This window comes from Mesorhizobium sp. M7D.F.Ca.US.005.01.1.1, assembly GCF_003952545.1.
Taxonomy (GTDB): Bacteria; Pseudomonadota; Alphaproteobacteria; order Rhizobiales; family Rhizobiaceae; genus Mesorhizobium; species Mesorhizobium loti.
The window spans coordinates 1,633,516-1,658,750 of sequence record NZ_CP034453.1 but is presented as its reverse complement, the minus strand read 5'-3'; the positions used below and the strand labels follow the sequence as shown (position 1 = coordinate 1,658,750).

Below are 25,235 nucleotides of genomic sequence, written 5' to 3'. Positions count from 1 at the left end.
GGAAAAACGGCTGGCGGCCTGATTGATCAAGCCGCCAGCCATCGATCCAGAATCAGTGATTATCCCTGGGGACACCGCTGGTGTGCGCGACATCCTGGTATTTCACCGCCGGTTTCAGCACCATTCCTTCTGAGAACTGCGCGACCATGCCGCGCTGGATCTCCTGCCAGGGCGTCTGGTGCTTGGGATAGTGATAGCCGCCATTGTTCTGCAGTTCGGCGCGGCGCCGGGTGATCTCGTCGTCGGTGACGAGGATATCGGCAGTGCCCTTGCGCAGGTCGATGCGGACGCGGTCGCCCGTCTTGAGCAGCGCCAGTCCGCCGCCGATCGCGGCTTCCGGCGAGGCGTTGAGGATCGACGGCGAGCCCGACGTGCCCGACTGGCGGCCGTCACCGATGCAGGCAAGCGCGTGGATACCTTTCTTGATGAGGTAGGCCGGCGGCTGCATGTTGACGACCTCGGCACCGCCGGGATAGCCGACCGGGCCAGCGCCGCGCATAAACAGGATCGTATGCTCGTCGATGCCTTGCGCCGGGTCGTCGATGCGAGCGTGGTAATCCTCCGGCCCATCGAAAACCATGGCGTTGCCTTCGAAAGCCTCTGGATCCTTGGGATTGGACAAATAGCGTTCGCGGAATTCCGGCGATATGCCGCTGGTCTTCATGATCGCCGAATCGAACAGATTGCCCCTGAGGTTGATGAAGCCGGCATTGGCCTTCAGCGGCTTGGCGACAGAGCGGATGACGTCGGGGTTTTCGTTGGCGACGCCCTCGCTATTCTCACCGATCGACTTGCCGTTGACGGTGCGTGCGCCGGGATGCGGCAACAGCCCGCCCTTCATCAGTTCGGCGATGACCGCCGGCACGCCGCCGGCATGATGGTAGTCCTCGCCGAGGTATTCGCCCGTCGGCTGCAAATTGACCAGCAGCGGCACATTGAGGCCGACCGTCTGCCAGTCGTCATTGTCGAGCTTGACTCCAAGGTGTCGGGCGATGGCGTTGAGATGGATAGGCGCGTTGGTCGAGCCGCCAATGGCCGAATTGACGACGATGGCGTTCTCGAAAGCCTCTCTCGTCATGATATCGGACGGCTTCAGATCCTCATGCACCATCTCGACGATGCGTTTTCCGGTCTCATAGGAAATCTGGCCGCGCTCGCGGTAGGGGGCGGGAATGGCGGCCGAGCCCGGCAACTGCATGCCAAGCGCCTCGGCCAGCGAGTTCATCGTGGTGGCGGTGCCCATGGTGTTGCAATAGCCGGTGGACGGCGCCGAGGACGCGACGATGTCCATGAACTCGTCGTAGCCGATCTCGCCGGCCGAAAGTCGCTGGCGCGATTCCCAGACGATGGTGCCGGAGCCGGTGCGCTTGCCCTTGTGCCAACCATTGAGCATCGGGCCGACCGACAGCGCGATGGCCGGAATGTTGACGGTGGCCGCCGCCATCAGCAGCGCCGGCGTGGTCTTGTCGCAACCGATGGTCAACACGACGCCGTCGAGCGGATAGCCGTAGAGCACCTCGACCAGGCTGAGATAGGCAAGGTTGCGGTCGAGTGCTGCGGTCGGGCGCTTGCCGGTCTCCTGGATCGGATGGCAGGGGAATTCGAACGGAATGCCGCCCATCGAGACGATGCCTTCGCGCACGCGCTTGGCGAGTTCGATATGGTGGCGGTTACACGGCGAAAGATCGGAGCCGGTCTGGGCGATGCCGATCAGCGGCTTGCCGGACATCAGTTCAGCGCGCGTCAGGCCGTAATTCAGGTAGCGCTCCAGATAGAGCGCCGTCATGCCCGGATTGTCGGGATTGTCGAACCACTCCTGCGAGCGAAATTTTTTCTTGGTGGTGGGGGCGCCTGCCATCGTGGTCTCCGTATTTGTAAGACAAATCGATATGGCAACGCGCGTAAGCAGGCAAGAGGGCGTGCGGTCGCAACCGGACTTTGGTGTGATAGACACGCACCCTGCCGTGCGCTAGGGCTTCAGGCAGTCTTGTCCGGGAGGTTTTCATGGCTTTGGTGATCGAAGGCGAGGAACGCATTGCCGCACCCCTGCAAAAAGTGTGGGAAGCGCTGAACGATCCCGAGGTCTTGAGGGCGACCATTCCCGGCTGCCAGAGCCTTGAGATGAAGTCGCCGACCGAAATGGCGGCGACCGTGGTGGTGAAGATCGGGCCGATCAAGGCGACGTTCAATGGCGAGGTGACGCTGAAGAATCTGAAGCCGCCGCACTCCTACACCATCCAGGGCGAAGGCAAGGGCGGCATTGCCGGCTTCGCCAAGGGCGGCGCCGACGTGACGCTGACCGAAGATGGACCGGATACCACGGTGTTGAAATACGCCGCCAAGGCCGACGTCGGCGGCAAGATCGCCCAGCTTGGCAGCCGGCTGATCGAATCGACCTCGAAGAAACTGGCCGGGCAGTTTTTTTCCAGCTTCGGCGAGAAGGTAGGCGCGGCCTAGGCTGCAGAGCGGCGGTGCCTACCGAACAAAAAGCTATTCGAACACAATGCTCGGCACGGCGGCGGCAGCCGCACCACGCTCTTCGTTGACCCGGTCCCAGACCTTCGAAGCGATGTCGCGGTAGATTTTCGCCTCGGCGCCGTCGGGCTTCGAGACGACAACCGGCGTGCCGGCGTCCGAGCTTTCGCGAATGCCCATCTCGAGCGGCACTTCGCCAAGGAAGGTGACGCCGAGACGCTCGGCCTCGCGGCGCGCGCCGCCATGACCGAAGATATCGTAGCGCTTGCCGGTATCCGGGGCGATGAAATAGCTCATGTTTTCGACGATGCCGAGCAACGGCACGTCGACCTTCTTGAACATGTTGAGGCCTTTTCGCGCGTCGATCAGGGCCAGATCCTGCGGCGTCGAGACGATGACGGCGCCAGCCAGCGGCACCTGCTGGGCCATGGTCAGCTGCGCGTCGCCGGTGCCGGGCGGCATGTCGACGACGAGCACGTCGAGCCGGCCCCACTCGACCTCGCGCAGCATCTGCGTCAGCGCCGACATCACCATCGGTCCGCGCCAGATCATCGGCGTTTCCTCATCGACGAGGAAGCCCATCGACATCACCTTCAGGCCGTAATTCTCCATCGGTTTCAGGATCTTGCCGTCGACGGTCTGCGGCCGGCCGTGGATGTTGAGCAGCCGTGGCATCGACGGACCGTAAATATCGGCATCGAGCACGCCCACGCGCAGGCCATTGGCGACGAGGCCAAGCGCGATGTTGACGGCGGTGGTCGACTTGCCGACGCCACCCTTGCCGGAGGCGACCGCGATGATTGCCTCGATGCCGGGCACGCCACGTTTGCCCGAGCTGTGTGAAGCGGGAGCATGGGGAGCGGCACGTGGCGCGGCCGCGGGCGGAGCGGGCCTGGGAGCGGGGCGCGACGGAACCGGCGCCTCCATGCCGCCGCCCTTCTTCTCGGCCGTCAGCGCGACGACGGCGCCGGCGACGCCGGGGATCGCCTTGACGACGCGTTCGGCGGCGGCACGCAACGGTTCCATTTCCTGGGCACGGGCGGCGGGAACGGTAATCGAGAAGAAGACCTTCCCGTCGGCGATGAAAATCTCCGAAACCATGCCGAGGTCGACAATGTTGCCGGTGAAATCCGGCCCGTTGACCGTCTTCAGACGCTCGGTGACGATTTCCTTGGTGACGGACATGGCAGTTTTTCCTTACGCAGCTTGCGCCTGAGATAATGCAGTTTCCGGACAGAACCAAGCCGTGGAGCAATGGCTGCCTTGGCGTGCCCGGAAAAACGATGGGGTCCGTCGGATTCATCAGCATCAAACGTCTTCCAGATGATCGAGTGCCGGTGCGGCCGTCAATCAGGCCAGCCGACAGTCGTCAAACAGTCGAAGAGACCTATTTCAACGACCAGCACGGGACCGACAATCAAGAGAAGGAGGCGACCATGCTCGCAAACAGCAACGCAACGGCCAATCTGGCGGTAAAGGACCTGGCAAGGGCCAAGGCTTTCTATGAGGGAACACTTGGCCTGAAACAGGTGCACGATCAGGGCGGCGAACTGATCGTGTACAAAAGCGGCGATACCACCCTCAACGTCTATCATTCCCAATTTGCCGGAACCAACAAGGCAACGGCGGTGACATGGATGGTTGGCGACGAGATCGGCAACGTTATCAAGGAACTGAAGTCGAAGGGCGTCACCTTCGAGCACTATGAGATGCCCGGCCTGACGCTGGAGGGCGACGTCCATGTCGGCTACGGCATGAAGGTCGCCTGGTTCAAGGATCCGGACGGCAACATCCTGAACCTTGTGGACAAATAGGTTGTTTCGTATTTCGGGGAGGCGGTGCACGCATGATCTGCGCGGGCACTCCTCGCTTGTTTTCCTGGAACCGGTGACTCGCGCCAACCGTTTGTTTTACCGCATTTATGCGGGCGCCAAAATGCTCTAGCTTCCGCCCATGATCGACAAGCTGGAATTCTTCATCGCGCTGGCCAGGGAAGAGCATTTCGGCCGGGCGGCGGAAGTGTGCGGCGTCACCCAGCCGACGCTGTCGGCCGGAATCAAGCAGTTGGAGGGCCAGCTTGGTGTCATGCTGGTTCTGCGCGGCTCGCGCTTCCAGGGACTGACGCCGGAGGGCAAACAGGTGCTGGTGTGGGCGCGCCGCATCGTCGGCGACACCCGCACGATGCGCGAGGAAATGCGGGCGGCGCGCCACGGACTTTCCGGACGCATCCGCATCGCCGCCATTCCGACCGCACTGGCCATGGTCGCACGGCTGACGACACCGTTTCGGGCAAAACACCCGGGCGTCACCTTCTCGGTGCTGTCGCGCACGTCGATCGAGGTGCTGTCGCTGCTCGGCAATTTCGACATCGACGCCGGCATCACCTATCTCGACAACGAGCCGCTGGGGCGGGTGACCAGCGTGCCGCTCTATGACGAGCGCTATCAACTGATCACCGCGATGGGAAATCCCTATTCCGACCGCGACAAAGTGACATGGGCGGAGCTCTCAAGCCTGCCGCTGTGCCTTTTGACGCCGGACATGCAGAACCGCCGCATCATCGACCAGCATCTGGCCGAAGCCGGCGTGCAGGTGCGACCAACGCTGGAATCCAATTCGATGATCGTGCTGTTTTCCCACATCCGCACTGGCAAATGGTCGTCGATCATGCCGCTCAACCTCGCGGAAACATTCGGTTTTTCCGAGCCGATACGAGCCATTCCGATCGTCGAACCCGACGCCAGCCACACGGTCGGCCTGGTGGCGACACCGCGCGAACCGCACACGCCGCTGGTCTCGGCGCTGCTAGACGAGGCGATGGCGCTGGCGGACGATTTCCACGCCAACCGTTGAGTTAGACAAGGTTGGCTGATGACAGTCGATAGAAGGTTTCTATCGTCCAACGAAACCGCTTTATTGATTTCGGAGGTTTTCTTCGATTTCTTAAGCACTTAGCGATAAAGCGGCACAGGCATGTCGTTGCTCCAAAACCACTAAATGTTTTTGGGCGATACGCATGAACCGCTACGATAGGGAGGGCGCTGCATGCCAATGCAGCCTGCAAGTACCGAGATCACGTCGCGCACGGCCGCGATCATCCAGGAGCTGAAGGGCCTTGAAGGCCCGCTGCTGCCGATCCTTCACGGCATCCAGGAAGAGTTCGGCCATGTGCCGCACGATGCGCTGCCTGTCATCGCCGAAGCATTGAACATTTCCAGGGCCGAGGTGCACGGCGTCGTCACCTTCTACCATGATTACCGCAGCCATCCGGCAGGCCGGCATGTGCTGAAGCTTTGTCAGGCGGAATCCTGCCAGTCGATGGGTTCGGACGCCGTCGCCGCCAAACTGAAACAGTTGCTGGGCATCGGCTTCCATGAGACGACCCGCGACGGTTCGGTCACGCTGGAGCCAGTCTATTGTCTCGGCCTGTGCGCCTGTTCGCCCGCCGCAATGCTCGATGGCCAAGTGATCGGGCGGCTCGATGATGAAAAGCTCGATGAGATCGTTGCCGAGGTGCGCTCATGATCCCGCGTATCTACATTCCTGGCGATTCCGGCGCACTGGCGCTTGGCGCCGAAAAGGTCGCCAAGGCGATTGCCAGTGAACTCGCCGAGCGCGGCATCGAGGCCAAGATCGTGCGCAACGGTTCGCGCGGCGCCTATTTCCTCGAACCGATGGTCGAAGTTGCGACAGCCAACGGCCGCGTCGCCTACGGGCCGGTGAAAACCTCCGACGTCAAAAGCCTGTTCGACAGCGGCTTCCTCACCGGCGGCCATCACAAGCGCTGGCTGGGCGCGCCGGACAAAATCCCCTTCCTGGCCAAGCAGACGCGGCTGACCTTCGCGCGCTGCGGCGTCACGGATCCGCTGTCGCTCGAATCCTACAAGAAACATGGCGGGTTGAACGGCCTGACGAACGCGTTGGGACTGACGCCCGCCGCCATTATCGCCCAGGTGACCGAATCCGGGCTGCGCGGGCGCGGTGGCGCGGGCTTCCCGACCGGCATCAAGTGGAAAACGGTGCTCGATACCGTTGGCGATCGCAAATACATCGTCTGCAACGCCGACGAAGGCGATTCAGGCACCTTCGCCGACCGCATGATCATGGAGGGCGATCCCTTCGTGCTGATCGAAGGCATGACGATCGCCGGTATCGCCACGGGTGCGACCAAGGGCTTTGTCTATATCCGCTCGGAATATCCGCATGCGGTGGCGGTGATGAACAAGGCCGTCGAGATCGCTCGCAAGGCCGGCGTTCTTGGCGCCAGCGTGCTGGGTTCACCCAACGCTTTCGACATGGAGATCCGGGTTGGCGCAGGCGCCTATGTCTGCGGCGAGGAGACGGCGCTGCTCGACTCGCTCGAAGGCAAGCGCGGCATGGTCCGGGCAAAGCCGCCGCTGCCGGCGCACAAGGGGCTGTTCGGCAAGCCGACGGTGATCAACAACGTCATCTCACTGGCCTCGGTGCCTGTCATCATGGACAAGGGTGCGGCCTTCTACAAGGATTTCGGCATGGGCCGCTCGCGCGGCACGATCCCGATCCAGATCGCCGGCAACGTCAAATATGCCGGCCTGTTCGAAGCCGCTTTCGGCATGACGCTGGGCGAGATCGTCGACGAGATCGGCGGCGGCACGGCAACGGGGCGTCCCGTCAAGGCCGTGCAGGTCGGTGGACCGCTCGGCGCCTATTTCCCGCGCGCGCTGTTCGACACGCCATTCGATTATGAAGCCTTCGCGGCCAAGGACGGGCTGATCGGCCATGCCGGCATCGTCGTGTTCGACGACACCGCCGACATGCTGAAACAGGCACGCTTCGCCATGGAATTCTGCGCCATCGAAAGTTGCGGCAAGTGCACGCCCTGCCGCATCGGCTCGACGCGCGGTGTCGAAACCATCGACAGAATAGCCGCTGGCATTGAGCCAGAGAAGAACCTCGCTCTGGTCACCGACCTCTGCAACACGATGAAATTCGGCTCGCTCTGTGCGCTGGGCGGCTTCACGCCCTACCCTGTCATGAGCTCGATCACCCATTTCCCCGACGACTTCAAGCCAGCGCCCGTGCGCGTGGCTGCCGAATAGGAGCTGGCAGATGAACATCAAGGCCGACTTCCCATCCCTCGTCGAAGAGATCGACTACGGAACCCCGCAATCGAAGGCGCAGAAGCAGGTCACGCTGAACGTCGACGGGCGCAGCATCACCGTGCCGGAAGGCACCTCGATCATGCGCGCCGCGATGGAAGGCGGGGTCGAAATCCCGAAGCTTTGCGCCACCGACATGCTGGACTCCTTCGGTTCGTGCCGTGTCTGCCTTGTCGAGATCGAAGGGCGCGGCGGCACGCCGGCGTCCTGCACGACGCCTGTCGGCGAAGGCATGATCGTGCGCACGCAGACCGAGCGGCTCGACGCCATTCGCCGCGGCGTCATGGAACTCTACGTCTCCGACCATCCGACCGGCTGGAACGAACAGGCCGGAACCGGGGCCAGCGAGTTCGATGCGGTGGCGAAGTCGATCGGCTTGACCGAAAACCGCTACGGCATTGAGGGCCGCAACCACGTCAAGCCGGAAGGTGGCGTGGCGCCCGGCCATGGCTCGCTGGCGGTCGATTACATCGCCCGCGACGAATCCAACCCCTATTTCACCTATGATGCATCGCAATGCATCGTCTGCTCGCGCTGCGTGAGAGCCTGCGAAGAGGTTCAGGGCACCTTCGCGCTGACCATCGAGGGACGTGGTTTCGAATCCCGGGTTTCGGCGGGAATGCACGAGGCGTTCATCGATTCGGAATGCGTGTCCTGCGGCGCCTGCGTACAGGCCTGTCCGACCGATGCGCTGCGCGAGAAAACAGTGCTTGCCAAGGGCCTGCCGGAGCGTTCGGCCGTCACTACCTGCGCTTATTGCGGTGTCGGCTGCTCGTTCAAGGCCGAAGTGAAGGGTGACGAGGTCATTCGCATGATGCCCTACAAGGAGGGCAAGGCGAACCATGGCCATTCCTGCGTGAAGGGCCGTTTCGCCTATGGCTACGCCACCCACAAGGACCGCATCCTGTCGCCGATGATCCGGGAAAAAGTCACCGATCCCTGGCGCGAGGTGACCTGGGAAGAGGCTATCGCCCACACGGCCAAGGAATTCCGCCGTATCCAGTACCAGTACGGACGCACCGCGATCGGCGGCATCACCTCGTCGCGCTGCACCAATGAGGAAACCTACCTCGTCCAGAAGATGGTGCGGCAGGGCTTCCGCAACAACAATGTCGACACCTGTGCGCGCGTCTGCCACTCGCCGACGGGCTACGGGCTCGGCCAGACCTATGGCACCTCTGCCGGTACGCAGGATTTCGATTCCGTCGACTTCACCGACGTCGCCGTCATCATCGGTGCCAATCCCGCTTCGGCCCACCCTGTGTTCGCCTCGCGGCTGAAGAAGCGGCTGCGCCAGGGCGCCAAGCTGATCGTGCTCGATCCGCGTCGCACCGAGATGGTCAAGTCGGCACATGTTGAAGCGGATTATCACCTGCCGCTGAAGCCCGGCACCAATGTGGCTGTGCTGACGGCGCTGGCGCATGTGATCGTCACCGAAGGTCTTTTCAACGAGGCCTTCATCCGTGAGCGCTGCGACTGGACGGAGTTCCAGGATTGGGCATCGTTCGTCGCCTTGCCTGAGAACAGCCCGGAAACTGTCGGCAAATTGTCCGGCGTCGATCCCGAGCTGATCCGCGGCGCGGCCCGCCTCTACGCCACCGGCGGCAACGGCGCGATCTATTACGGCCTGGGCGTGACGGAACACAGCCAGGGCTCGACCACGGTGATGGCGATCGCCAATCTCGCCATGGCCACCGGCAATATCGGCCGGCCCGGCGTCGGCGTGAACCCGCTGCGCGGCCAGAACAATGTGCAGGGCTCGTGCGACATGGGCTCCTTCCCGCATGAACTGCCGGGCTATCGCCACATCTCCGGCGAAGCCGTGCGCGACATCTATGAGACCTTGTGGGGTGTGAAGCTGGACGACGAACCCGGCCTGCGCATCCCCAACATGCTGGACGCCGCCGTCGACGGCAGCTTCAAGGGCATCTACATCCAGGGCGAGGACATTCTGCAGTCGGATCCCGACACCAAGCATGTCGCCGCCGGCCTTGCCGCGATGGAATGCGTCGTCGTGCACGACCTCTTCCTCAACGAGACGGCAAACTACGCGCATGTCTTCCTGCCGGGCTCGACGTTCCTGGAAAAGGACGGCACCTTCACCAACGCCGAGCGCCGCATCAACATGGTGCGCAAGGTCCTGGAGCCGAAGGCGCGCTACGCCGATTGGGAGGCGACGCAGGAGCTTGCCCGCGCGATCGGGCTGGACTGGAACTACCAGCACCCCTCTGAGATCATGGACGAGATCGCGATGACGACGCCGAGCTTCGCTGGCGTCTCCTTCGAGTTGCTCGACCGTGTCGGATCCGTGCAATGGCCCTGCAACGAGAAGGCGCCGCTCGGCACCCCGATCATGCACATCGATGGGTTCGTGCGCGGCAAGGGCAAGTTCATCCGCACCGAATATGTGGCGACCGACGAAAGGACGGGGCCGCGCTTCCCGCTGCTGCTCACCACCGGCCGCATCCTCAGCCAGTACAATGTCGGCGCGCAGACAAGGCGCACCGACAACAGCATGTGGCACTCGGAGGACCGGCTGGAGATCCATCCGCACGATGCCGAGAACCGGGGCTTGCGCGACGGCGACTGGGTCCGGCTGACCAGCCGCTCGGGCGAGACGACGCTGCGCGCGCTGATCACCGACCGGGTGTCGCCCGGCGTGGTCTACACGACGTTCCACCATCCGGACACGCAGGCCAACGTGATCACCACCGACTTCTCCGACTGGGCGACCAATTGTCCGGAATACAAGGTGACGGCGGTGCAGGTCGGCGCCTCCAACGGGCCGTCGGAATGGCAGCGCGACTATGACGAGCAGGCACGCAACAGCCGTCGTATCGCGAAGCTGGAAGCGGCGGAGTAGTCTTGAGCGCGCGCCGCAAAGCCACGACGCAGGTATCGCGGCTGGCGCGCCGCGCGGGCGGGACGACGGCTGCCGACCGCATGGTGCCGGAAGAGACGCCGGTGGCGTTCTCCTTTGCCGGCACCACGCATGCGGTGATGATGGCAAGCCCGGCCGATTTCGAGGATTTCGCGCTTGGCTTCTCGCTGACCGAGGGCATCATTGCTACGCCGGAGGAGATCGAAGCCATCGAGGTCGAAGATCATGGCGCCGGCATCGACATCCAGATCCGGCTGAAGGACCGGGCCAACACGCGCTTTGAAGCACGGCGTAGACGACTGGCCGGCCCGGTCGGCTGTGGGCTCTGCGGCATTGAATCGATCGAGGAAGCGATGCGCTCGGTCGATGCGGTTGGTGCGTCAAGACTTACGCTTGATGCCGACAACATCGTCCGCTCGGTCAAGCTCCTCTCCAAGGTGCAGCCGCTGCACACCGAGACCGGAGCCGTCCACGCCGCCGGCTTCTATGTGCCTGGCAAGGGGATCGTCATGGCGCGCGAAGATGTCGGCCGTCACAATGCGCTCGATAAGCTGGCCGGTGCGCTGGCAAAAGCCGGCATCGATGGCGCATCCGGTGCTGTCGTGGTGACATCCAGGGTTTCGGTCGAGATGGTGCAGAAGACGGCTTCTATCGGCTCGGCCTTCATCATCGCCGTCTCGGCGCCGACCGCACTTGCCATCCGAACGGCGCAAGAGGCTGGCATGACGCTGGTGGCGCTGGTGCGCGGCGACGATTTTGATATTTTCACCCACCCCGACCGGGTGGTTTGCGGAGTTGCCAAGCATGTCTCATGACGAAGAACACATCATGAGCACCGGCGAGAAGCTGGTGCGCATGGCAAACCAGATCGCTGATTTCTTCCATTCCAAGCCGCGCGAGGAAGGCATTACCGGCGTGGCCGAGCACATCAACAAGTTCTGGGAACCGAGGATGCGGCGGCAGCTGTTCGAGATGCTGGATGACGGCACCGAGAACTTCAACGAGTTGGTGGTGGCCGCCTCCGCCAGGATCAGACGGCCGATCACGCCGGCTGAGGCCGACCTCAAACTCGGACTCAAGCCCTCCCCTGCCGACGTCGCCGCCTCGCAAAAATAGCCGCCAAACCGCGCCGACCTATATTCGATACCGCTAAAGTTTAAGCTGCCGCAATCGGCGCTGTTCTGCTATGGTCGACGATCAGAAATCGTCAGGCCGGGCGGAAACCTCGTGAGGCCGATCGAGACCCGATACGCCCATAGCGGCGATGTGCGGATCGCCTATCAGGTGGTCGGCCAGGGGTCGTTCGATCTTGTCTTCGTGCCGGGTTTCATTTCCAATCTCGACCTACACTGGGAAGACGAAGGCTATACCAGGCTGCTGAAGCGGCTCTCGGCATTCTCGCGGCTGATCCTGTTCGACAAGCGCGGTACCGGTCTTTCCGACCGCGTCGACGCCCACCACCTGCCCAGTCTCGAAACCCGGATGGACGATGTGCGTGCAGTGATGGACGCCGCCGGCAGCGGCCGTGCGGCACTGCTCGGCGCTTCGGAAGGCGCTCCGATGGCGATGCTGTTCGCCGCCACCTATCCGGAGCGGACGCGGGCGCTGGCGCTCTATGGCGGCTATGCGCATTTCCACAAATGGGTGATGTCGCCCGAACGCCTCGACGCCTTCATCGAGACGGCGGAAACGTCATGGGGCACGGGTGCTACCTTGCCCAACTTCGCGCCGGGCCGGGTCGACGACGCACATTTCACCCAGTGGTGGGCGCGCTTCGAGCGCTTGTCGGCGAGCCCGACCGCTGCGGCGGCACTGGCGCGCATGAACGCGGAAATCGACGTGCGTGGCGTGCTGGCTGCAATCAGCGCGCCAACGCTGCTGATCCATCGCCGCAATGATGTGCGGGTCGATCCTGACGCCAGCCGCTTCCTGGTCCGGAAGATCCCCAATTCGCGACTGATCGAGATCCCCGGACGCGACCACCCGATCTGGACCGGCGATGTCGACCGGGTGGCCGACCTGATCGAGGAATTCCTGACCGGCGAGCGCGCCGTGGCGGAAGCGGAGCGCGTGCTGGCGGCACTTTTGGTGACACGCATCTACGACACGGCGCGGCTTGGCGACCGCATGTGGAGCGAACGCGGCCAGCGCTTCCAGGAAACCTGGCGGCAGCTGGTCGGACGCCATGGCGGGCGTTGCGTGGATACACATGGCGAAGTGATGATTTCGCGTTTCGACGGACCAGGGCGTGCTTTGCGCTGCGCGGCGGCGCTGCGCGAGGCGGCGCAGGAAATCGGCGTGGCGAGCGCACAGGGGGCGCATGTTGGCGAGATCGAGTTGCGGGGACCGCCAGCAGGAATGACAGGTCGCGTGACGATGCAACTCGCTGCGCATGCCGGGCGCGGCGACATCCTGGCGTCGCGGCTGGTCGCAGACCTTGCGGCCGGCTCAGGGCTTCATTTCGCCGATGCCGGCCGTATCAGCATCGACGAACTGGACGAGCCTCTGGCGCTGGTCCTGGCGATGTCCGAGCAGCATCTGGAACCCGCCTGCCGGCCCAAGCCCAAGGCGACCGAGCCGGCTGCATTGACGGCGCGCGAAAGCGAGGTGGTTAGCCTCGTTGCCGACGGTAAGAGCAATGCCGCGATTGCCGCCGAATTGAGGCTGAGCGAACACACTGTCAAGCGCCATGTCGCCAACATATTGCTCAAGTTGGACCTGCCGTCGCGGGCGGCGGCGGCGGCTTTCTCGGCCAGGCACACTGGCCCGGACGGGCCATGAGAGCCATGGCGCTTTCGGGCGAAGCGGCCAGGGTACGCAAGCGCTATCAATTCTCCCATGCAGGCCAGGCGGATGTCGCCGGGAAAGGCGCTGTGAACGGAGGAGGAAATGCTGAAGTCAAATCTGACACTCAAATCGCTGGTGATGGCGGCAGGCGTGGGAGCGTTGTTCGCCATCACTCCCGCAAAGGCCGAGGACGCGTCTGCGGCGGCTGCCTACAAGGACATCGAGGCGACGCTCGGCTCGGTGCCGGACATGTTCAAGACGCTGCCGGATGTTGCCGTCGCCGGCGCCTGGGCCGAGATCAAGGGCGTGCAGCTCAATCCAAAGACCGCGCTTGACGGCAAGACCAAGGAACTGTTGGGCCTCGCCGTCGCGGCGCAGATCCCATGCCAGTACTGCATCTATTTCCACACCGAGGCGGCCAAGCTCAATGGCGCCAGCGACGAGGAGATCAAGGAGGCAGTGGCGATGGCCGCGATCGTGCGCCACTGGTCGACGATGCTCAACGGCAGCCAGGTCGATCTGAAGACCTTCAAGAAGCAGACCGACGACGTGTTCGCGGCCGTCAAGGCGAAGTCGCAGTAAAAACGACTGCCCGGCGATGAGCGCCGGGCAGCACTTCGACCATCAACCGCCCGGTCGGAAGACGGGCCAATGGAGGATGAAATGCTGACCAAGACCCAAACAGTGGATGGCGCGGCGATCAAGAAGGCTATCGAAGGCCGTGACGGCAAGATGCTGTCAAGCTTCTATGCCGACGACGCGCTGGTGCGAGTGATCGACCGCAACAACCCGCCGAGCAAGCCGCGCGAGATCCGCGGACGCGCGGCGATCAGCACATTCTGGGACGACATCTGCAGCCGCGCGATGACCCACAAGGTCGACACCACCATCGCCGACGGCGACAGCCTCGCCTTCACCCAGGCCTGCGCCTATCCGGACGGCACCAAGGTGTTCGCCGCGGCGATGCTGGAGCTGAAGAACGGGCGGATCGCACGGCAGACCGTCGTGCAGGCCTGGGACGAGTAGGTCAACCGCGGGGCCTGTCCATCCCGATTGTAAGGGATGGGACTCTGTTTTTAGTGCTGGAGCATGATCTGTTCCGAAAACCGGATTCCACTTTTCGGGATCATGCTCCGTTTCAGTGCTGGAGCATGATCTGTTCCGAAAACCGGATTCCACTTTTCGGGATCATGCTCCGGCCGCAACCCTGGAGGAGAAGACAATGTTCAGCGCCAGATGGCAGATCGACGCCAAGTTCGGGCACAAGCAGACCGTGCTCGACCTGTTGAAGAAATGGGAACGCGAGATCGGCTCGCAGGTCGGCATCGACGAGTTGGAATTCCAGATCATGACCGGTTCGATCGGCGCGCGGGAGGCGACGGTCGAATCGCATCACCAGGTCGAAAGCCTGGCCCAGTTGGAGGCGTTCTTCGCCAAGATCGGCAAGATCGACGCGCATGCCAAATGGGGCAAGGAAATGGAGCCCTTTGTCGTGTCTGGCACCAGCCTGTGGAACATCTATCGCATCGTCGAGTAGTGGTCTGCGTTCTTCTCCCCGTTTCACGGGGAGGAGATGCCGGCAGGCAGATGAGGGGCTGAGCCGGCTTTGCCAGGGACGGCTGCCCCTCATCCGGCCCTTCGGGCCACCTTCTCCCCGTAAACCGGGGAGAAGGGAAGGCGCTAACTGTGCGCCACCATCACATGCCGGACGGCGGTGTAGTCTTCCAGCGCGTAGAGCGACATGTCCTTGCCGTAGCCGGACTGCTTCAACCCGCCATGCGGCATCTCGTTGGTCAGCATGAAATGCGTGTTGATCCAGGTGCAGCCATATTGCAGGCGGGCGGCCGTCGCCATGGCGCGCGAAACGTCCTTGGTCCACACAGATGACGCCAGGCCGTAATCGCTGTCGTTGGCCCAGTTCACAGCCTCGTCGACCTCGGAAAAACGGGTGACCGAGACGACCGGCCCGAACACTTCGCGGCGCACGATCTCGTCTTCCTGCAGCGCGCCGGCGACGACGGTCGGCTGGTAGTAGAAGCCGGAGCCCTCGCCCGGCTTGCCGCCGGTGGTGATCTCGATGTGTTTTAGTTCCGAGGCGCGCTCGACGAAGCTCGACACGCGGTCGCGCTGGCGGCGCGAAATCAGCGGGCCGATGTCGTTTTCGGTGTCGTCGGGACGGTTGTACTTGATGGTCGAGACGGCCGACGACAGATCGGCGACGAGCTTGTCGTAGATCTTCTTGCCGGCGTAGATGCGGCAGGCGGCGGTGCAGTCCTGGCCGGCATTGTAATAGCCGAAGGCGCGCAGGCCGTTGACCACGGCGCTGAGATCGGCATCGTCGAAGACGATGACCGGCGCCTTGCCGCCGAGCTCGAGATGCGTGCGCTTGACCGACTTGGCGGCCGCCTGCAGCACCTTCTTGCCGGTGGCGACATCGCCGGTGATCGAGATCATGTTGATCTTGGGATGGTTGATCAGCGTGTTGCCAACGCTGTCGCCGCGGCCGAGCACGACATTGACCACGCCCTCGGGCAGGATTTCGGCAAGGATCCTGGCAAGCTTCAGCGCCGTCAGCGGTGTCTGCTCAGACGGTTTGAAGACGACAGTGTTGCCGCCGGCGATGGCCGGCGCCAGCTTCCAGGCCATCATCATCAGCGGGTAGTTCCACGGCGCGATGGAGGCGACGATGCCGATGGCGTCGCGGCGCACCATCGAGGGTGGCCGGGAATGTATTCGCCTGCGACGACGCCCGGCATCGAACGGACGGCGCCAGCGAAGAAGCGGTAGCAGTCGACGATGGCCGGGATCTCGTCATTGAGCACGGCGTTGATCGGCTTGCCGCAGTTGAGCGCCTCGAGCGTGGCGAACTCTTGTGCCGCGGCCTCGATGCGGTCGGCGATCTTCAGCAAATAGCCGGAGCGCTGTGCCGGCGTGGTGCGCGACCACGTGACGAACGCTTTTTCGGCGGCAGTGACCGCCGCCTCGATCTGTACCTGGCTGGCCTCGGGCAGGTTGAGGATGGTCGCCCCGGTCTTTGGATTGAGGATCGGTTCCTCGGTCTCGGTGCCCTTCTCGAATTTCGAGCCGATCAGCATCTGGGTGTCCATGGACATCTCTCCCTTGTGAACTCTTTGATCTATTTGCCCGAACCGGCGATCTGGTCGCCGTCGCGGGTGAGGTAATAGGCGGCAAGGATCGGCAGCAGCGTCACCAGCACCACGACCATGGCCACGACATTGGTGACCGGGCGCTGGCGCGGACGGATCAGCTCTTCCAGCATCCAGATCGGCAGCGTCTGCTGCTGGCCGGCCGTGAAGGTTGTGACGATGACCTCGTCGAACGACAGCGCGAAGGCCAGCATGCCGCCGGCAAGCAGCGCCGTCGCGATGTTGGGCAGCACGACATGGCGGAAGGTCTGAAAACCGTCGGCGCCGAGATCCATCGACGCCTCGATCATCGAGCCGGAGGTGCGGCGGAAGCGGGCGACGGCGTTGTTGTAGACGACCACCACGCAGAAGGTGGCGTGGCCAAGCACGATCGTCCAGAACGAGAACGGGATATCGGCCAGCGCAAAGGCCGAGCGCAGCGCGATGCCGGTGATGATGCCGGGCAGCGCGATCGGCAGGATGACCAGCAGCGAGATGGTTTCGCGGCCGAAGAATTTGGTCCGCGACACCGCCGCCGAACAAAGCGTACCGAGGACGAGCGCAATCGCCGTCGAGATGGCCGCGACCCTGACCGACAGCGATAGCGCCTGCCAGACATCCGGCCGGTTCCAGGTGACGGCGAACCACTGCGTCGTCAGGCCGGGCGGCGGCCAGACGAAGCTTTTTTCCTCGGTGGTGAAGGCATAGACGAAGATCAGCAGGATCGGCAGATGCAGGAACAGCAGGCCGCAGGCGGCGGCGATCTTCAGGCCGAGCGGGGCCGACTGGGAACCATCAGAGCGCATCGAAGGCTCCCATGCGCTTGGCACCCCAGAGGTAGAAGCCCATGATGACGATCGGCACCACGGTGAACGCGGCGGCGAGCGGGATGTTGCCGGCGGTGCCTTGCTGCGAATAGACAGCCTGGCCGATGAACAGCCGCGAAGTACCGATGATCTGCGGGATGATGTAGTCGCCGAGCGTCAGCGAGAAGGTGAAGATCGAACCGGCGACGATACCCGGTAGCGCCAGCGGGAACAGCACGTTGCGAAAGGTCTGGCCGGGCGAAGCGCCGAGATCGGACGAGGCCTCGACCAGATTGCCCGGCACGCGCTCGAGCGCCGCCTGCACCGGCAGGATCATGAACGGCAACCAGACATAGACGAAGACGATGAAGGTGCCGGTAAACGACACCGACAGCGAGTTACCGCCGACGATCGGCAGCGACAGCCATGCGTCGAGCACCCACAAAAGATGCAGCTTGGCGAGCAGCCAGGTGAGGATGCCCTCCTTGGCCAGGATCAGCTTCCAGGCGTAGATCTTGACCAGATAGCTCGACCACAGCGGCAGCATGATGCCGAGGTAGAACAGCGCCTTCCAGCGGCCGCGCGCATAACGCGCCGCGTAGTAGGCGATGGGGAAAGCGATGACGGCCGAGGCCAGCGTGACCAGAGCCGCCATCGTCACCGTGCGCAAGATGATGTCGAGATTGGCGGCCTGGAACAGGTCGCCATAGGTCTTGAGCGTGAACTCACGGTTGATGAGGCCGGAAAACTCGTCGATGGAGAAAAAGCTCTGCGCCAGCAGCGCAAACAGCGAGCCGATATAGACGATGCCGAGCCAAAGCACGGGCGGCAGCAGCATGAGCAGCAGCAGGACCTTCGGCTTGCGCCAGAAAAGGTCCGACAGCGCGCCGCGCAGACCGCCGCTGCCCGGCAGGATGGCGGGCGCCGTTGCACGCACCATGGCGGCGTCGAGGCTCATGCCGGTTCTTCCATCAGATGCAGGTGCTCGCGGTTGAAGGTGAGCACGACCGCCTCGCCTTCCCCGGGCAAGGCCGTGCCGGCCGGCACGATGGCGTGCAGCCGCAGCCCGTCGGCATCGAGCGCCAGCTTTGTCGTGGCACCGAGATAATTGGTCGAGACGAGGCGGGCGGATACGCCTTCGCCACTGGCCGCGCGGCCGACGCGAATGGATTCAGGGCGGAGACTCCCCCAGCGATGCTGGCCGGAATAGCGCTGGACGAAATCCGGCGGCAGCACGTTGGAGGAGCCGACGAAATCGGCAACGAAGCGGGTCCTCGGCCGCTGGTAGATATCCTCCGGCGTGCCGATCTGCATGATCTTGCCGTCGTTGAAGACGGCGACGCGGTCGGCCATCGACAGCGCTTCGCCCTGGTCGTGGGTGACGAAGACGAAGGTGATGCCAAGCGCCTTCTGCAGCGACTTCAGCTCCTCCTGCATGTTCTCACGCAATTTGAGGTCGAGCGCGCCGAGCGGCTCGTCGAGCAACAGCACCTTTGGCTGGTTCACCAGCGCACGGGCGAGTGCCACGCGCTGGCGCTGGCCGCCGGAAAGCTGGCCGGGGCGGCGGGCGCCATAGCCGGGCAACCGCACCAGTGACAGCGCCTCTTCCGCTGCCTTGTGCCGTTCAGCCTTGCCGACGCCCTTGACCATCAGCCCGTAGGCGACGTTGTCGAGCACGTTCAGATGCGGGAACAGCGCATAGTCCTGGAACACGGTGTTGACGTTGCGGCGATAGGGCGGAACGCCCTCGGCGCGTTCGCCAAAGATCGAGATCGAGCCCGATGTCGGCTGCTCGAAGCCGGCGATGAGGCGCAGGCAGGTGGTCTTGCCGGAACCGGACGGCCCGAGCATGGCGAAGAATTCGCCCGGCGCGATGTCGAGATCGACCGCGTCGACGGCTCGCACGCTGCCGAAATGGCGCGAGGCTTTCTGGAAAGAGACGGCGGAGGTCATGGGCTGTCCTGATCTGTCAGGCAAAATCAATTCGGGCTGCAGTGCAGCGTTCTTCTAGCTCGGGCGTTTGCGCTGCCCATCATCCGCCTGCCAGCACCTTCTCCCCGTATAGTGACGGGGAGAAGGGAAGCGCTCCAGCGCTGACGCCCCTCTCCCCGTTCTTCACGGGAGAGGTGAGGTGAGGGACAGCGCTATGCTCTCAGCGAAGCGGAATTACCGCCCGCCGATGACACCGATATAGTCAGACACCCAGCGGTAATAGGGCACGCACTGATCGTTCTGGGTGGTGCATTTCGACACCGGCGTCTTCCAGAACTTGATCTTGTCGAAATTCTCGTAACCGTTGGTCTTGCAGCCCTCGTCGGTCAAAAGCTCATTGCCCTTGCAGGCGGCGGGGACGACCGGCAGCGAACCGAACCAGGCCGAGACATCGCCCTGCACCTTGGGCGACAGCGAATGCTCCATCCACATATAGGCGCAGTTGGGATTGGCCGAATCGGCTTCCATCATGGTAGTGTCGGCCCAACCGGTCGCGCCCTCCTCCGGGATGGTGGACGCGATCGGCTTCTTGGCGGCGACCAGCGTGTTGACCTGATACGGCCACGAGCCGGAAGCGACGACGCCTTCGTTCTGGAAATCGTCGACCTGGATGGCGGCGTCATGCCAGTAGCGGCCGACCAGCGTGCGCTGGACGCGCAGCAGGCCGAGCGCCGCCTTGTACTGGTCCTCGTTCAGTTCGTAGGGATCCTTGATGCCGAGTTCCGGCTTGTGGAACATCAGATAGTTGGCGGCGTCGGCAATGTGGATCGGCCCGTCATAGGCCTGGACGCGGCCCTTGTTGGACTTGCCGTCCGGCAGCTTCATTTCCTCGAAGACGATATTCCAGCTCTTGGGGGCCTCCTTGAACACGTCGGTGTTGTACATCAGGACGTTGGGGCCCCACTGGTAGGGAACGCCGTAGTGGGCGCCGCCGACGGTGAACCACGGCGCGTCCTTGAGGCGCTCGTCGACCGTCTTCCAGCTCGGGATGAGATCGGTGTTGATCGGCTGCACGCGCTTGCCGGCAACGAGGCGCAGCGAGGCATCGCCCGAAGCGGTGACGAGGTCGAAGCCGCCCTCATTCATCAGCGAGACCATCTCGTCTGACGTGTTGGCCGTCTTGACGTTGACCTTGCAGCCGGTCTCCTTCTCAAAGGAGGTCACCCAGTCATAGCCCTTGTCGGTTTCGCCGCGCTCGATGTAGCCCGGCCAGGCAACGATGTTGACCTGGCCTTCGCCCTTGCCAAGTTCCTTGACCTGGGCGACGGCCTGACCGGAAAAGGTCAGCGCAACCGTCAGTGCAGTGCATGACTTCAGGAATGAATTCATTGTCGATCTCCCATTTAGGCGCCTGACCCCGAAAAGCCGCTTCCGGTCTTCGCTAGGGGTCACGCGCGGACTGAAAACTGTCAGTTCGTCCGTTGGGCTTGATGCCGCTCTGATGGAGGCTTTGGTCCCTGGACCGAAGGTGCTTTGAAAATTCCGGTTTCGCAAATTCATTTATCAGAAAGGCGATATCGGTTTTTCCGATAGGTCGGCAGCCGATGCCTCAGGGACGCTGACGGACCGTTCGCTGCGATTGCGCAAGGCCGATGAAATCGCGCGCCGCCTGCGGCAAGCCGGAGCCACGCCGCCAGACCATGCCGACCTGGACCACCGGCAAGGAGCCCGAAATATCGCGCGATTCGATGCGGTCGCCTTCCAGCGACCAGGGCCGGTAGACGAGGTCGGGCAGCAGCGCCACGCCGGCGCCGGTGGCGACGAGACTGCGCACGGCTTCCACGGAACGGGTGCGGAAGGCGACATGCGGCTTGGCGCCGATCGCCGTCAGCAGCTTGCCGGTGTTTTCCTCGATCTCGTCGACGGTCAGCATGATCAGCGTTTCGGAGGCAATGTCGCCGATGCTGATGATGTCGGCGCTGGCAAGCGGATGGCCGAGCGGCAGCCACAGCCGGTAGGCCGAGACTTCGAGGATTTCCGACTGCAACGCGGTGCGGTCGCGCAAATTGGAGGTGACCATGACGGCAATGTCGAGCTTGCCGCCGATCAAGAGATGCTCGAGGTAGTCGCCATTGTCCTCGATGGCCGAGACCTCGACGCCGGGATAGGCGCGGCGGTAGCGGGCGAGCAGATCCGACAGCACATAACCGGCGACCAGCGAGGTGACGCCGAGCTGCAGCCGACCGCCCGCCACCGCCTGCTCGCCGGAGAAAGAGCGGCGCGCGTCGGAAACGTCGGCGAGTATCTTGGTGGCGTGGCGCAGGAACTGGTGACCCTTGTGGGTGATGTTCAGGCCGCGCGGATGGCGTTCGAACAGTTCGACGCCGAGATCGCTTTCGAGCTCCTTGATCGCTTCGGTGACCGACGATTGCGAGATCGAGAGGTTTTGTGCTGCGCCCGAGACCGTGCCTTGCTCGGCAACGGCGATGAAGAACTGCAGCTGACGGATGGTGAAAGCCATGGCCGGACTAAACACCGGCAGCCGAGCGAAGGAAAGCCGACGGCAGAGCTTATCCCGTGACCGGAGATCCGGCGCTGCGTAGTCAACCGAGCGCCAACTTGATGCGCCGCCGGCATGCGGGGCCATAGCGCAGCGCAAGCATGAATGCCGTCTCCAGTGCCACGACGATGACAATGATGCGCAGACCCACCGTGAAGGAATCCCGGCCGCTGCCGCGCAGCAGATAGCCGGTGGTGAGAAAGCCCGCGTTCCAGAGCGTGGCGCCGAGCAGCGTCGCGGCTGCGAAGGGCAAGGCCGGCAGACAGAGCGCGCCGGCCGCGATCGGCAGGTAATTGCGCACCGTCGGGATGAACTGCGCCAGCAGGGAGATCCGGACGTGATAGCGCCGATAGGCCTGGCCGAGCCTGCGGTAGGTTGCGTGGCGCAGGAAGACGTATCTGCCGAAACGCTCGACCAGCCAGTCGGCACGATCAGGCCCGATCCGGCGGCCGACCGCATACCAGACAAGGCAGCCGCAGGTGGAGGCAAGCGTCGTCACCAGCAGCAGGATCGCCAGCGTCGAACCATCAGGCGCCGCCGTCATACCGAGGAACAGCAGCATCGCATGCGACGGCGGGATTGGCAGGATCTTTTCGGTGAAGGCGAGGCAGAAGACGCCGAACAGACCGAAGCCGAGAATGGCGGCCAGCGGCCCCGTCACGCGAAGCGCCAGTCGTAGCTCTCGGCAGCCTTGATGCTGGCGATACGATAGACGGTAGCAGGCGGAAGATTGCGAAGGGTATGGCCGACCCGCGTGGCTTCCAAATCCAGCCTGTCAAGCAGGGATTGGTTGATCGGGCAGCGCCTGCCATAGGTGAACTGATACAGCGCGCCGCCGGGCCGAAGATTGGCAAAGACGCCTTCGAGAATAGCCTGGGTCTTGCGCGGCGGCATCGACAAGAAGGGCAGGCCGCTAACCGCGGCGCCGACGACCGGGTCCTCGAAAGGCCGTAGGTGGCGCAGGCCCGTCGCATCCATTTCGAACGTGCGGGCCTTCGGAAAGCGTCGTTTGAGCAAGGCGGCAAAATCGGCACCGAACTCGATCAGCGTCAAATCCTCTTCCTTGACACCACGCGCCAGCAGCGCTCGAGTGAACGGTCCGGTGCCGGGGCCAAGCTCAAGCACGGGACCGGTGTCGGGGCCAATGTCGCGCGTCATTAGCGCCGCCAGGCTGGCGCTGGACGGTGTGACAGACGCAACGCGCAGCGGCGCAGCGACCCATGCCAGGAGAAAGGACAAAGCATCACTTGCAGGCATATCCAACCTCGATTCTGATGCCAGCGAATCGCTCGCCGGCATTCGATGGGCGCTGTTTGCCGCGGCTGAATTGCATAGACATTGCGAAATTCCGGGCTTTGCGAAAGAAGGCTCTGTCCGCCGCCAGGTTTCAACCTCGCCATGCTTGCGCAATATTGGCGCTGTAGCGCCCGCAGCAGTGATCTTTGTAAGAGGATGGTGGATGCGTATCTTGCTGGTCGAAGACGAGCCTGAAATGGTCTCGGCCTTGCGTGCCGCGCTGAAGCGCCACGACATGGTGGTCGACCACGCCGGCTCGCTGCTCGAAGCGGAGGGCTTCGTTGCCGCCGACAGCTACGACGCCATCCTGCTCGACCGCCAATTGCCGGATGGCGACGGGCTGTCGCTGGTTCCCAGACTGCGCGCAGCGAAGAACACCACGCCCGTGCTGATGCTGACGGCAAAGGGCGACACGTCGGACAAGGTCGATGGGCTGAACATGGGTGCGGACGATTATCTGGCGAAGCCGTTCGCCTTCGAGGAATTGCTGGCCCGGTTGCGCGCGCTGCTCAGGCGCCCTGTGCCGATGCAGTCGCAATTCATCCGCGCCGGCCATCTGGTGCTCGATGTCGGGCATCGCGAGGTGTCGATCCGTGGCGAGCCGCTCAGCCTGCCGCGCCGCGAACTCCTGGTGCTGGAAACGCTGATGCGGCGGACCGGCCGCATGGTGCAGCGCGAAGCGCTGATGGAAGCGGTGTTCGGCCTCGACGACGAGATTCAGTCCAACGCGCTCGACACCCACGTCTCGCGCCTGCGCCGCAAGCTCGCCGACGCCGACGGCGGCGTGACGATCAACGGCATTCGCGGCGTCGGCTATCTCCTGCGCGAGACGACATGACGATCAAGCGCCCGCGTTCGCTGAAATGGAGCCTGGTGATGCGCATCGCGTTGCTGCAATGCGCGATGCTGACACTGATCATCGTCGGCATTCTCGGCGCCATGCTGGCCACGGGTCTCATTCCGCACGACTATGAGGACGGCACGATGGACGTGCTGGCGGATGCGGTGGCACGCGATGCCGGCGGCAAGCTGGCCCTCAACGAGACGCCGGATATGGCGAAGCTGCGATCTGGAGTTCCGGACCTCTGGTTCATCATTCGCGACAAGCAAGGGCAGCGGCTGCAGGAGGGAACCGTACCGACCGTCTTCCAGCCCTTTGTCGGACTGCTGGACACCATCAGCGATGCCCGTATCGACCCGACGCTCGGGCAAGCCGCGCCACCTGGAGGAAAGATACGCTGGACCGATACGGCAGCCGGCAACGTCCAGATCTTCAGCGGCACCAAGGGCGGGCTTTCGCTCATGCGCCTGCTCGGGCAGGCGCCGCAATTTTTCCTGCAAGGGATATTGCCGCTCGCCGGGCTGATGGCGCTGGCCACGCTGTTCGCGACGCCCTGGGTGGTGCGCGGCGCGCTTTCGGGTCTTGGCCATGCGGCGGCCGAGGCCGGGCGCATCGACGTCGACCAGCGCGGCGTGCAGCTGCCGCTGAAGGACGTGCCCTTGGAGGTGACACCGCTGGTGAAGGCGGTGAATGCGGCGTTATCGCGCCTCGACAAGGGCTATGAGCGCCACAAGCGTTTCCTGACCGACGCGGCGCATGAACTGCGAACACCGGTCGCCATCCTCAATACACGCCTCGCCTCGCTACCGGCGACACCGGAACGGGCGCGGCTGCTGCAGGACGCGGCGCGGCTTTCGACGCTGACCGACCAGCTGCTCGACCTGCAGCGTCTCGACCGGCAGGCCGCGGCTTTTGAAAAGGTCGACCTTGTGGCGATTGCGCGCAGCGTCATTGTCGACCTCGCGCCGATGGCGTTTTCGGCCGGATACGAAATGTCGTTCGAACCCGAAAGAGAAACAGTTTTCGCCTCCGGTGACCGCACCGCGATCGAACGCGCTGTGACCAATCTCGTCCAGAACGCCATCGAACATGGCGGCCGCTCGGGCAAGATCACCGTCAGCATTGCAGCTCCCGCCGTCATCGAGGTGCGTGACGAAGGCGGCGGCGTGCCACTGAGCGAGCGGGAACGCGTGTTCGAACCGTTCTACCGGCTGCGCCCGCAGGATCACGGCGCCGGGCTCGGCCTCAACCTGGTGCAGGAGATCATGCAATTGCATGGCGGGCGTATCGAGATCCTCGACGGCAAGCCGAATGGCGCCTGCTTCAGGATGAGTTTTCGCGCGTTTGACATCGATGCGAATCGTAACTAATTA

The 25,235-nt window shown here is 63.5% G+C and carries 23 protein-coding genes and 1 pseudogene; 14 read left to right on the top strand and 10 right to left on the bottom strand.

Features of this window, described 5'->3' with window-relative positions; translation table 11 throughout:
- Nucleotides 1-52 precede the first annotated feature (52 nt).
- Complete coding sequence (locus EJ076_RS07965) at nt 53-1,858, bottom strand: IlvD/Edd family dehydratase (RefSeq protein WP_126067519.1); 1,806 nt, start codon at nt 1,856-1,858, stop codon at nt 53-55.
- A gap of 146 nt (nt 1,859-2,004) precedes the next feature.
- Between EJ076_RS07965 and EJ076_RS07960 the strand changes: the two genes are divergently transcribed.
- Complete coding sequence (locus EJ076_RS07960) at nt 2,005-2,457, top strand: carbon monoxide dehydrogenase subunit G (protein ID WP_109666144.1); 453 nt, start codon at nt 2,005-2,007, stop codon at nt 2,455-2,457.
- Nucleotides 2,458-2,490: 33 nt separating this feature from the next.
- Here the strand turns inward: EJ076_RS07960 and EJ076_RS07955 are convergent, their stop codons facing one another.
- On the bottom strand, nt 2,491-3,660 hold the full coding sequence (locus tag EJ076_RS07955; RefSeq protein WP_109666142.1) for an Mrp/NBP35 family ATP-binding protein: 1,170 nt from the start codon (nt 3,658-3,660) through the stop codon (nt 2,491-2,493).
- A 251-nt stretch (nt 3,661-3,911) separates the two neighbouring features.
- Here EJ076_RS07955 and EJ076_RS07950 point away from each other — a divergent pair, with 251 nt between their 5' ends.
- The 11 genes from EJ076_RS07950 to EJ076_RS07900 all read left to right on the top strand — a co-directional run bounded on the left by EJ076_RS07950 (nt 3,912) and on the right by EJ076_RS07900 (nt 14,818).
- Nucleotides 3,912-4,289, top strand: coding sequence for a VOC family protein (locus EJ076_RS07950; protein ID WP_126067518.1), 378 nt, complete (start codon nt 3,912-3,914; stop codon nt 4,287-4,289).
- A 139-nt stretch (nt 4,290-4,428) separates the two neighbouring features.
- Nucleotides 4,429-5,328 (top strand): LysR family transcriptional regulator, encoded by a 900-nt coding sequence (locus tag EJ076_RS07945; RefSeq protein WP_109666141.1) that lies wholly within the window; start codon nt 4,429-4,431, stop codon nt 5,326-5,328.
- 192 nt (nt 5,329-5,520) lie between these two features.
- Nucleotides 5,521-6,000, top strand: a complete 480-nt coding sequence (locus tag EJ076_RS07940; RefSeq protein WP_109666139.1) for a formate dehydrogenase subunit gamma — start codon at nt 5,521-5,523, stop codon at nt 5,998-6,000.
- Complete coding sequence (locus EJ076_RS07935; RefSeq protein WP_126067517.1) at nt 5,997-7,553, top strand: NADH-quinone oxidoreductase subunit NuoF; 1,557 nt, start codon at nt 5,997-5,999, stop codon at nt 7,551-7,553. The genes EJ076_RS07940 and EJ076_RS07935 overlap by 4 nt, the downstream gene beginning before the upstream one ends.
- A 10-nt stretch (nt 7,554-7,563) precedes the next feature.
- Nucleotides 7,564-10,476: a formate dehydrogenase subunit alpha gene (gene fdhF, locus EJ076_RS07930; RefSeq protein WP_126067516.1), complete on the top strand. Its 2,913-nt coding sequence runs from the start codon at nt 7,564-7,566 to the stop codon at nt 10,474-10,476.
- Between the two features lie 2 nt (nt 10,477-10,478).
- On the top strand, nt 10,479-11,309 hold the full coding sequence (gene fdhD / locus EJ076_RS07925) for a formate dehydrogenase accessory sulfurtransferase FdhD (protein ID WP_126067515.1): 831 nt from the start codon (nt 10,479-10,481) through the stop codon (nt 11,307-11,309).
- On the top strand, nt 11,299-11,610 hold the full coding sequence (locus EJ076_RS07920; RefSeq protein WP_126067514.1) for a formate dehydrogenase subunit delta: 312 nt from the start codon (nt 11,299-11,301) through the stop codon (nt 11,608-11,610). Before fdhD ends, EJ076_RS07920 begins: the two co-directional genes overlap by 11 nt.
- Before the next feature lie 111 nt (nt 11,611-11,721).
- Nucleotides 11,722-13,275, top strand: coding sequence for an alpha/beta fold hydrolase (locus EJ076_RS07915; RefSeq protein WP_126067513.1), 1,554 nt, complete (start codon nt 11,722-11,724; stop codon nt 13,273-13,275).
- A gap of 108 nt (nt 13,276-13,383) precedes the next feature.
- The gene (locus EJ076_RS07910) at nt 13,384-13,863 is read left to right on the top strand and encodes a carboxymuconolactone decarboxylase family protein (RefSeq protein ID WP_126067512.1); all 480 of its coding nucleotides are present in this window, start codon (nt 13,384-13,386) and stop codon (nt 13,861-13,863) included.
- Nucleotides 13,864-13,944: 81 nt separating this feature from the next.
- A complete protein-coding gene (locus EJ076_RS07905; protein ID WP_109666739.1) occupies nt 13,945-14,307 on the top strand; it encodes a nuclear transport factor 2 family protein in 363 nt (120 codons plus the stop codon).
- 196 nt (nt 14,308-14,503) lie between these two features.
- Nucleotides 14,504-14,818 (top strand): hypothetical protein, encoded by a 315-nt coding sequence (locus EJ076_RS07900; protein WP_109666126.1) that lies wholly within the window; start codon nt 14,504-14,506, stop codon nt 14,816-14,818.
- 143 nt (nt 14,819-14,961) lie between these two features.
- Here EJ076_RS07900 and EJ076_RS07895 read toward each other — a convergent pair.
- The 8 genes and pseudogenes from EJ076_RS07895 to EJ076_RS07860 all read right to left on the bottom strand — a co-directional run bounded on the left by EJ076_RS07895 (nt 14,962) and on the right by EJ076_RS07860 (nt 22,982).
- Nucleotides 14,962-16,388, bottom strand: a pseudogene (locus EJ076_RS07895) (gamma-aminobutyraldehyde dehydrogenase).
- A gap of 29 nt (nt 16,389-16,417) precedes the next feature.
- Nucleotides 16,418-17,233, bottom strand: a complete 816-nt coding sequence (locus EJ076_RS07890; RefSeq protein WP_126067511.1) for an ABC transporter permease — start codon at nt 17,231-17,233, stop codon at nt 16,418-16,420.
- Complete coding sequence (locus EJ076_RS07885; RefSeq protein ID WP_196815398.1) at nt 17,223-18,173, bottom strand: ABC transporter permease; 951 nt, start codon at nt 18,171-18,173, stop codon at nt 17,223-17,225. Before EJ076_RS07885 ends, EJ076_RS07890 begins: the two co-directional genes overlap by 11 nt.
- Before the next feature lie 14 nt (nt 18,174-18,187).
- Nucleotides 18,188-19,186: an ABC transporter ATP-binding protein gene (locus EJ076_RS07880; protein ID WP_126067510.1), complete on the bottom strand. Its 999-nt coding sequence runs from the start codon at nt 19,184-19,186 to the stop codon at nt 18,188-18,190.
- Between the two features lie 213 nt (nt 19,187-19,399).
- The gene (locus tag EJ076_RS07875; protein WP_126067509.1) at nt 19,400-20,554 is read right to left on the bottom strand and encodes an ABC transporter substrate-binding protein; all 1,155 of its coding nucleotides are present in this window, start codon (nt 20,552-20,554) and stop codon (nt 19,400-19,402) included.
- A gap of 220 nt (nt 20,555-20,774) precedes the next feature.
- A complete protein-coding gene (locus EJ076_RS07870) occupies nt 20,775-21,686 on the bottom strand; it encodes a LysR substrate-binding domain-containing protein (protein WP_056588166.1) in 912 nt (303 codons plus the stop codon).
- A gap of 82 nt (nt 21,687-21,768) precedes the next feature.
- Entirely contained in the window at nt 21,769-22,386 is a 618-nt protein-coding gene (locus tag EJ076_RS07865; protein WP_164548568.1) for a DedA family protein, read from the bottom strand.
- Nucleotides 22,383-22,982 carry a methyltransferase domain-containing protein gene (locus tag EJ076_RS07860; RefSeq protein ID WP_126070984.1) on the bottom strand — a complete coding sequence of 200 codons (600 nt, stop codon included), beginning with the start codon at nt 22,980-22,982 and terminating at the stop codon, nt 22,383-22,385. Before EJ076_RS07860 ends, EJ076_RS07865 begins: the two co-directional genes overlap by 4 nt.
- A 202-nt stretch (nt 22,983-23,184) precedes the next feature.
- On the opposite strand from EJ076_RS07860, the gene EJ076_RS07855 reads away from it, so the two are divergent.
- Both EJ076_RS07855 and EJ076_RS07850 read left to right on the top strand, forming a co-directional pair.
- Nucleotides 23,185-23,859 (top strand): response regulator transcription factor, encoded by a 675-nt coding sequence (locus EJ076_RS07855; RefSeq protein WP_126067507.1) that lies wholly within the window; start codon nt 23,185-23,187, stop codon nt 23,857-23,859.
- Complete coding sequence (locus tag EJ076_RS07850) at nt 23,856-25,232, top strand: HAMP domain-containing sensor histidine kinase (protein ID WP_126067506.1); 1,377 nt, start codon at nt 23,856-23,858, stop codon at nt 25,230-25,232. Before EJ076_RS07855 ends, EJ076_RS07850 begins: the two co-directional genes overlap by 4 nt.
- Nucleotides 25,233-25,235: the final 3 nt, after the last annotated feature.

Excerpts from the sequence above, each read along its gene's own strand:
- EJ076_RS07905 (WP_109666739.1), top strand. The coding sequence starts at position 13,945 with ATGCTGACCAAGACCCAAACAGTGGATGGCGCGGCGATCAAGAAGGCT.
- EJ076_RS07855 (WP_126067507.1), top strand. The coding sequence starts at position 23,185 with ATGCGTATCTTGCTGGTCGAAGACGAGCCTGAAATGGTCTCGGCCTTG.
- EJ076_RS07965 (WP_126067519.1), bottom strand. The coding sequence starts at position 1,858 with ATGGCAGGCGCCCCCACCACCAAGAAAAAATTTCGCTCGCAGGAGTGG.
- EJ076_RS07920 (WP_126067514.1), top strand. The coding sequence starts at position 11,299 with ATGTCTCATGACGAAGAACACATCATGAGCACCGGCGAGAAGCTGGTG.
- EJ076_RS07950 (WP_126067518.1), top strand. The coding sequence starts at position 3,912 with ATGCTCGCAAACAGCAACGCAACGGCCAATCTGGCGGTAAAGGACCTG.
- EJ076_RS07860 (WP_126070984.1), bottom strand. The coding sequence starts at position 22,982 with ATGCCTGCAAGTGATGCTTTGTCCTTTCTCCTGGCATGGGTCGCTGCG.
- EJ076_RS07960 (WP_109666144.1), top strand. The coding sequence starts at position 2,005 with ATGGCTTTGGTGATCGAAGGCGAGGAACGCATTGCCGCACCCCTGCAA.
- EJ076_RS07880 (WP_126067510.1), bottom strand. The coding sequence starts at position 19,186 with ATGACCTCCGCCGTCTCTTTCCAGAAAGCCTCGCGCCATTTCGGCAGC.
- EJ076_RS07945 (WP_109666141.1), top strand. The coding sequence starts at position 4,429 with ATGATCGACAAGCTGGAATTCTTCATCGCGCTGGCCAGGGAAGAGCAT.
- EJ076_RS07890 (WP_126067511.1), bottom strand. The coding sequence starts at position 17,233 with ATGCGCTCTGATGGTTCCCAGTCGGCCCCGCTCGGCCTGAAGATCGCC.
- EJ076_RS07935 (WP_126067517.1), top strand. The coding sequence starts at position 5,997 with ATGATCCCGCGTATCTACATTCCTGGCGATTCCGGCGCACTGGCGCTT.
- EJ076_RS07870 (WP_056588166.1), bottom strand. The coding sequence starts at position 21,686 with ATGGCTTTCACCATCCGTCAGCTGCAGTTCTTCATCGCCGTTGCCGAG.
- EJ076_RS07875 (WP_126067509.1), bottom strand. The coding sequence starts at position 20,554 with ATGAATTCATTCCTGAAGTCATGCACTGCACTGACGGTTGCGCTGACC.
- fdhF (WP_126067516.1), top strand. The coding sequence starts at position 7,564 with ATGAACATCAAGGCCGACTTCCCATCCCTCGTCGAAGAGATCGACTAC.
- EJ076_RS07900 (WP_109666126.1), top strand. The coding sequence starts at position 14,504 with ATGTTCAGCGCCAGATGGCAGATCGACGCCAAGTTCGGGCACAAGCAG.
- EJ076_RS07955 (WP_109666142.1), bottom strand. The coding sequence starts at position 3,660 with ATGTCCGTCACCAAGGAAATCGTCACCGAGCGTCTGAAGACGGTCAAC.
- EJ076_RS07850 (WP_126067506.1), top strand. The coding sequence starts at position 23,856 with ATGACGATCAAGCGCCCGCGTTCGCTGAAATGGAGCCTGGTGATGCGC.
- EJ076_RS07940 (WP_109666139.1), top strand. The coding sequence starts at position 5,521 with ATGCCAATGCAGCCTGCAAGTACCGAGATCACGTCGCGCACGGCCGCG.
- EJ076_RS07910 (WP_126067512.1), top strand. The coding sequence starts at position 13,384 with ATGCTGAAGTCAAATCTGACACTCAAATCGCTGGTGATGGCGGCAGGC.
- EJ076_RS07885 (WP_196815398.1), bottom strand. The coding sequence starts at position 18,173 with ATGGTGCGTGCAACGGCGCCCGCCATCCTGCCGGGCAGCGGCGGTCTG.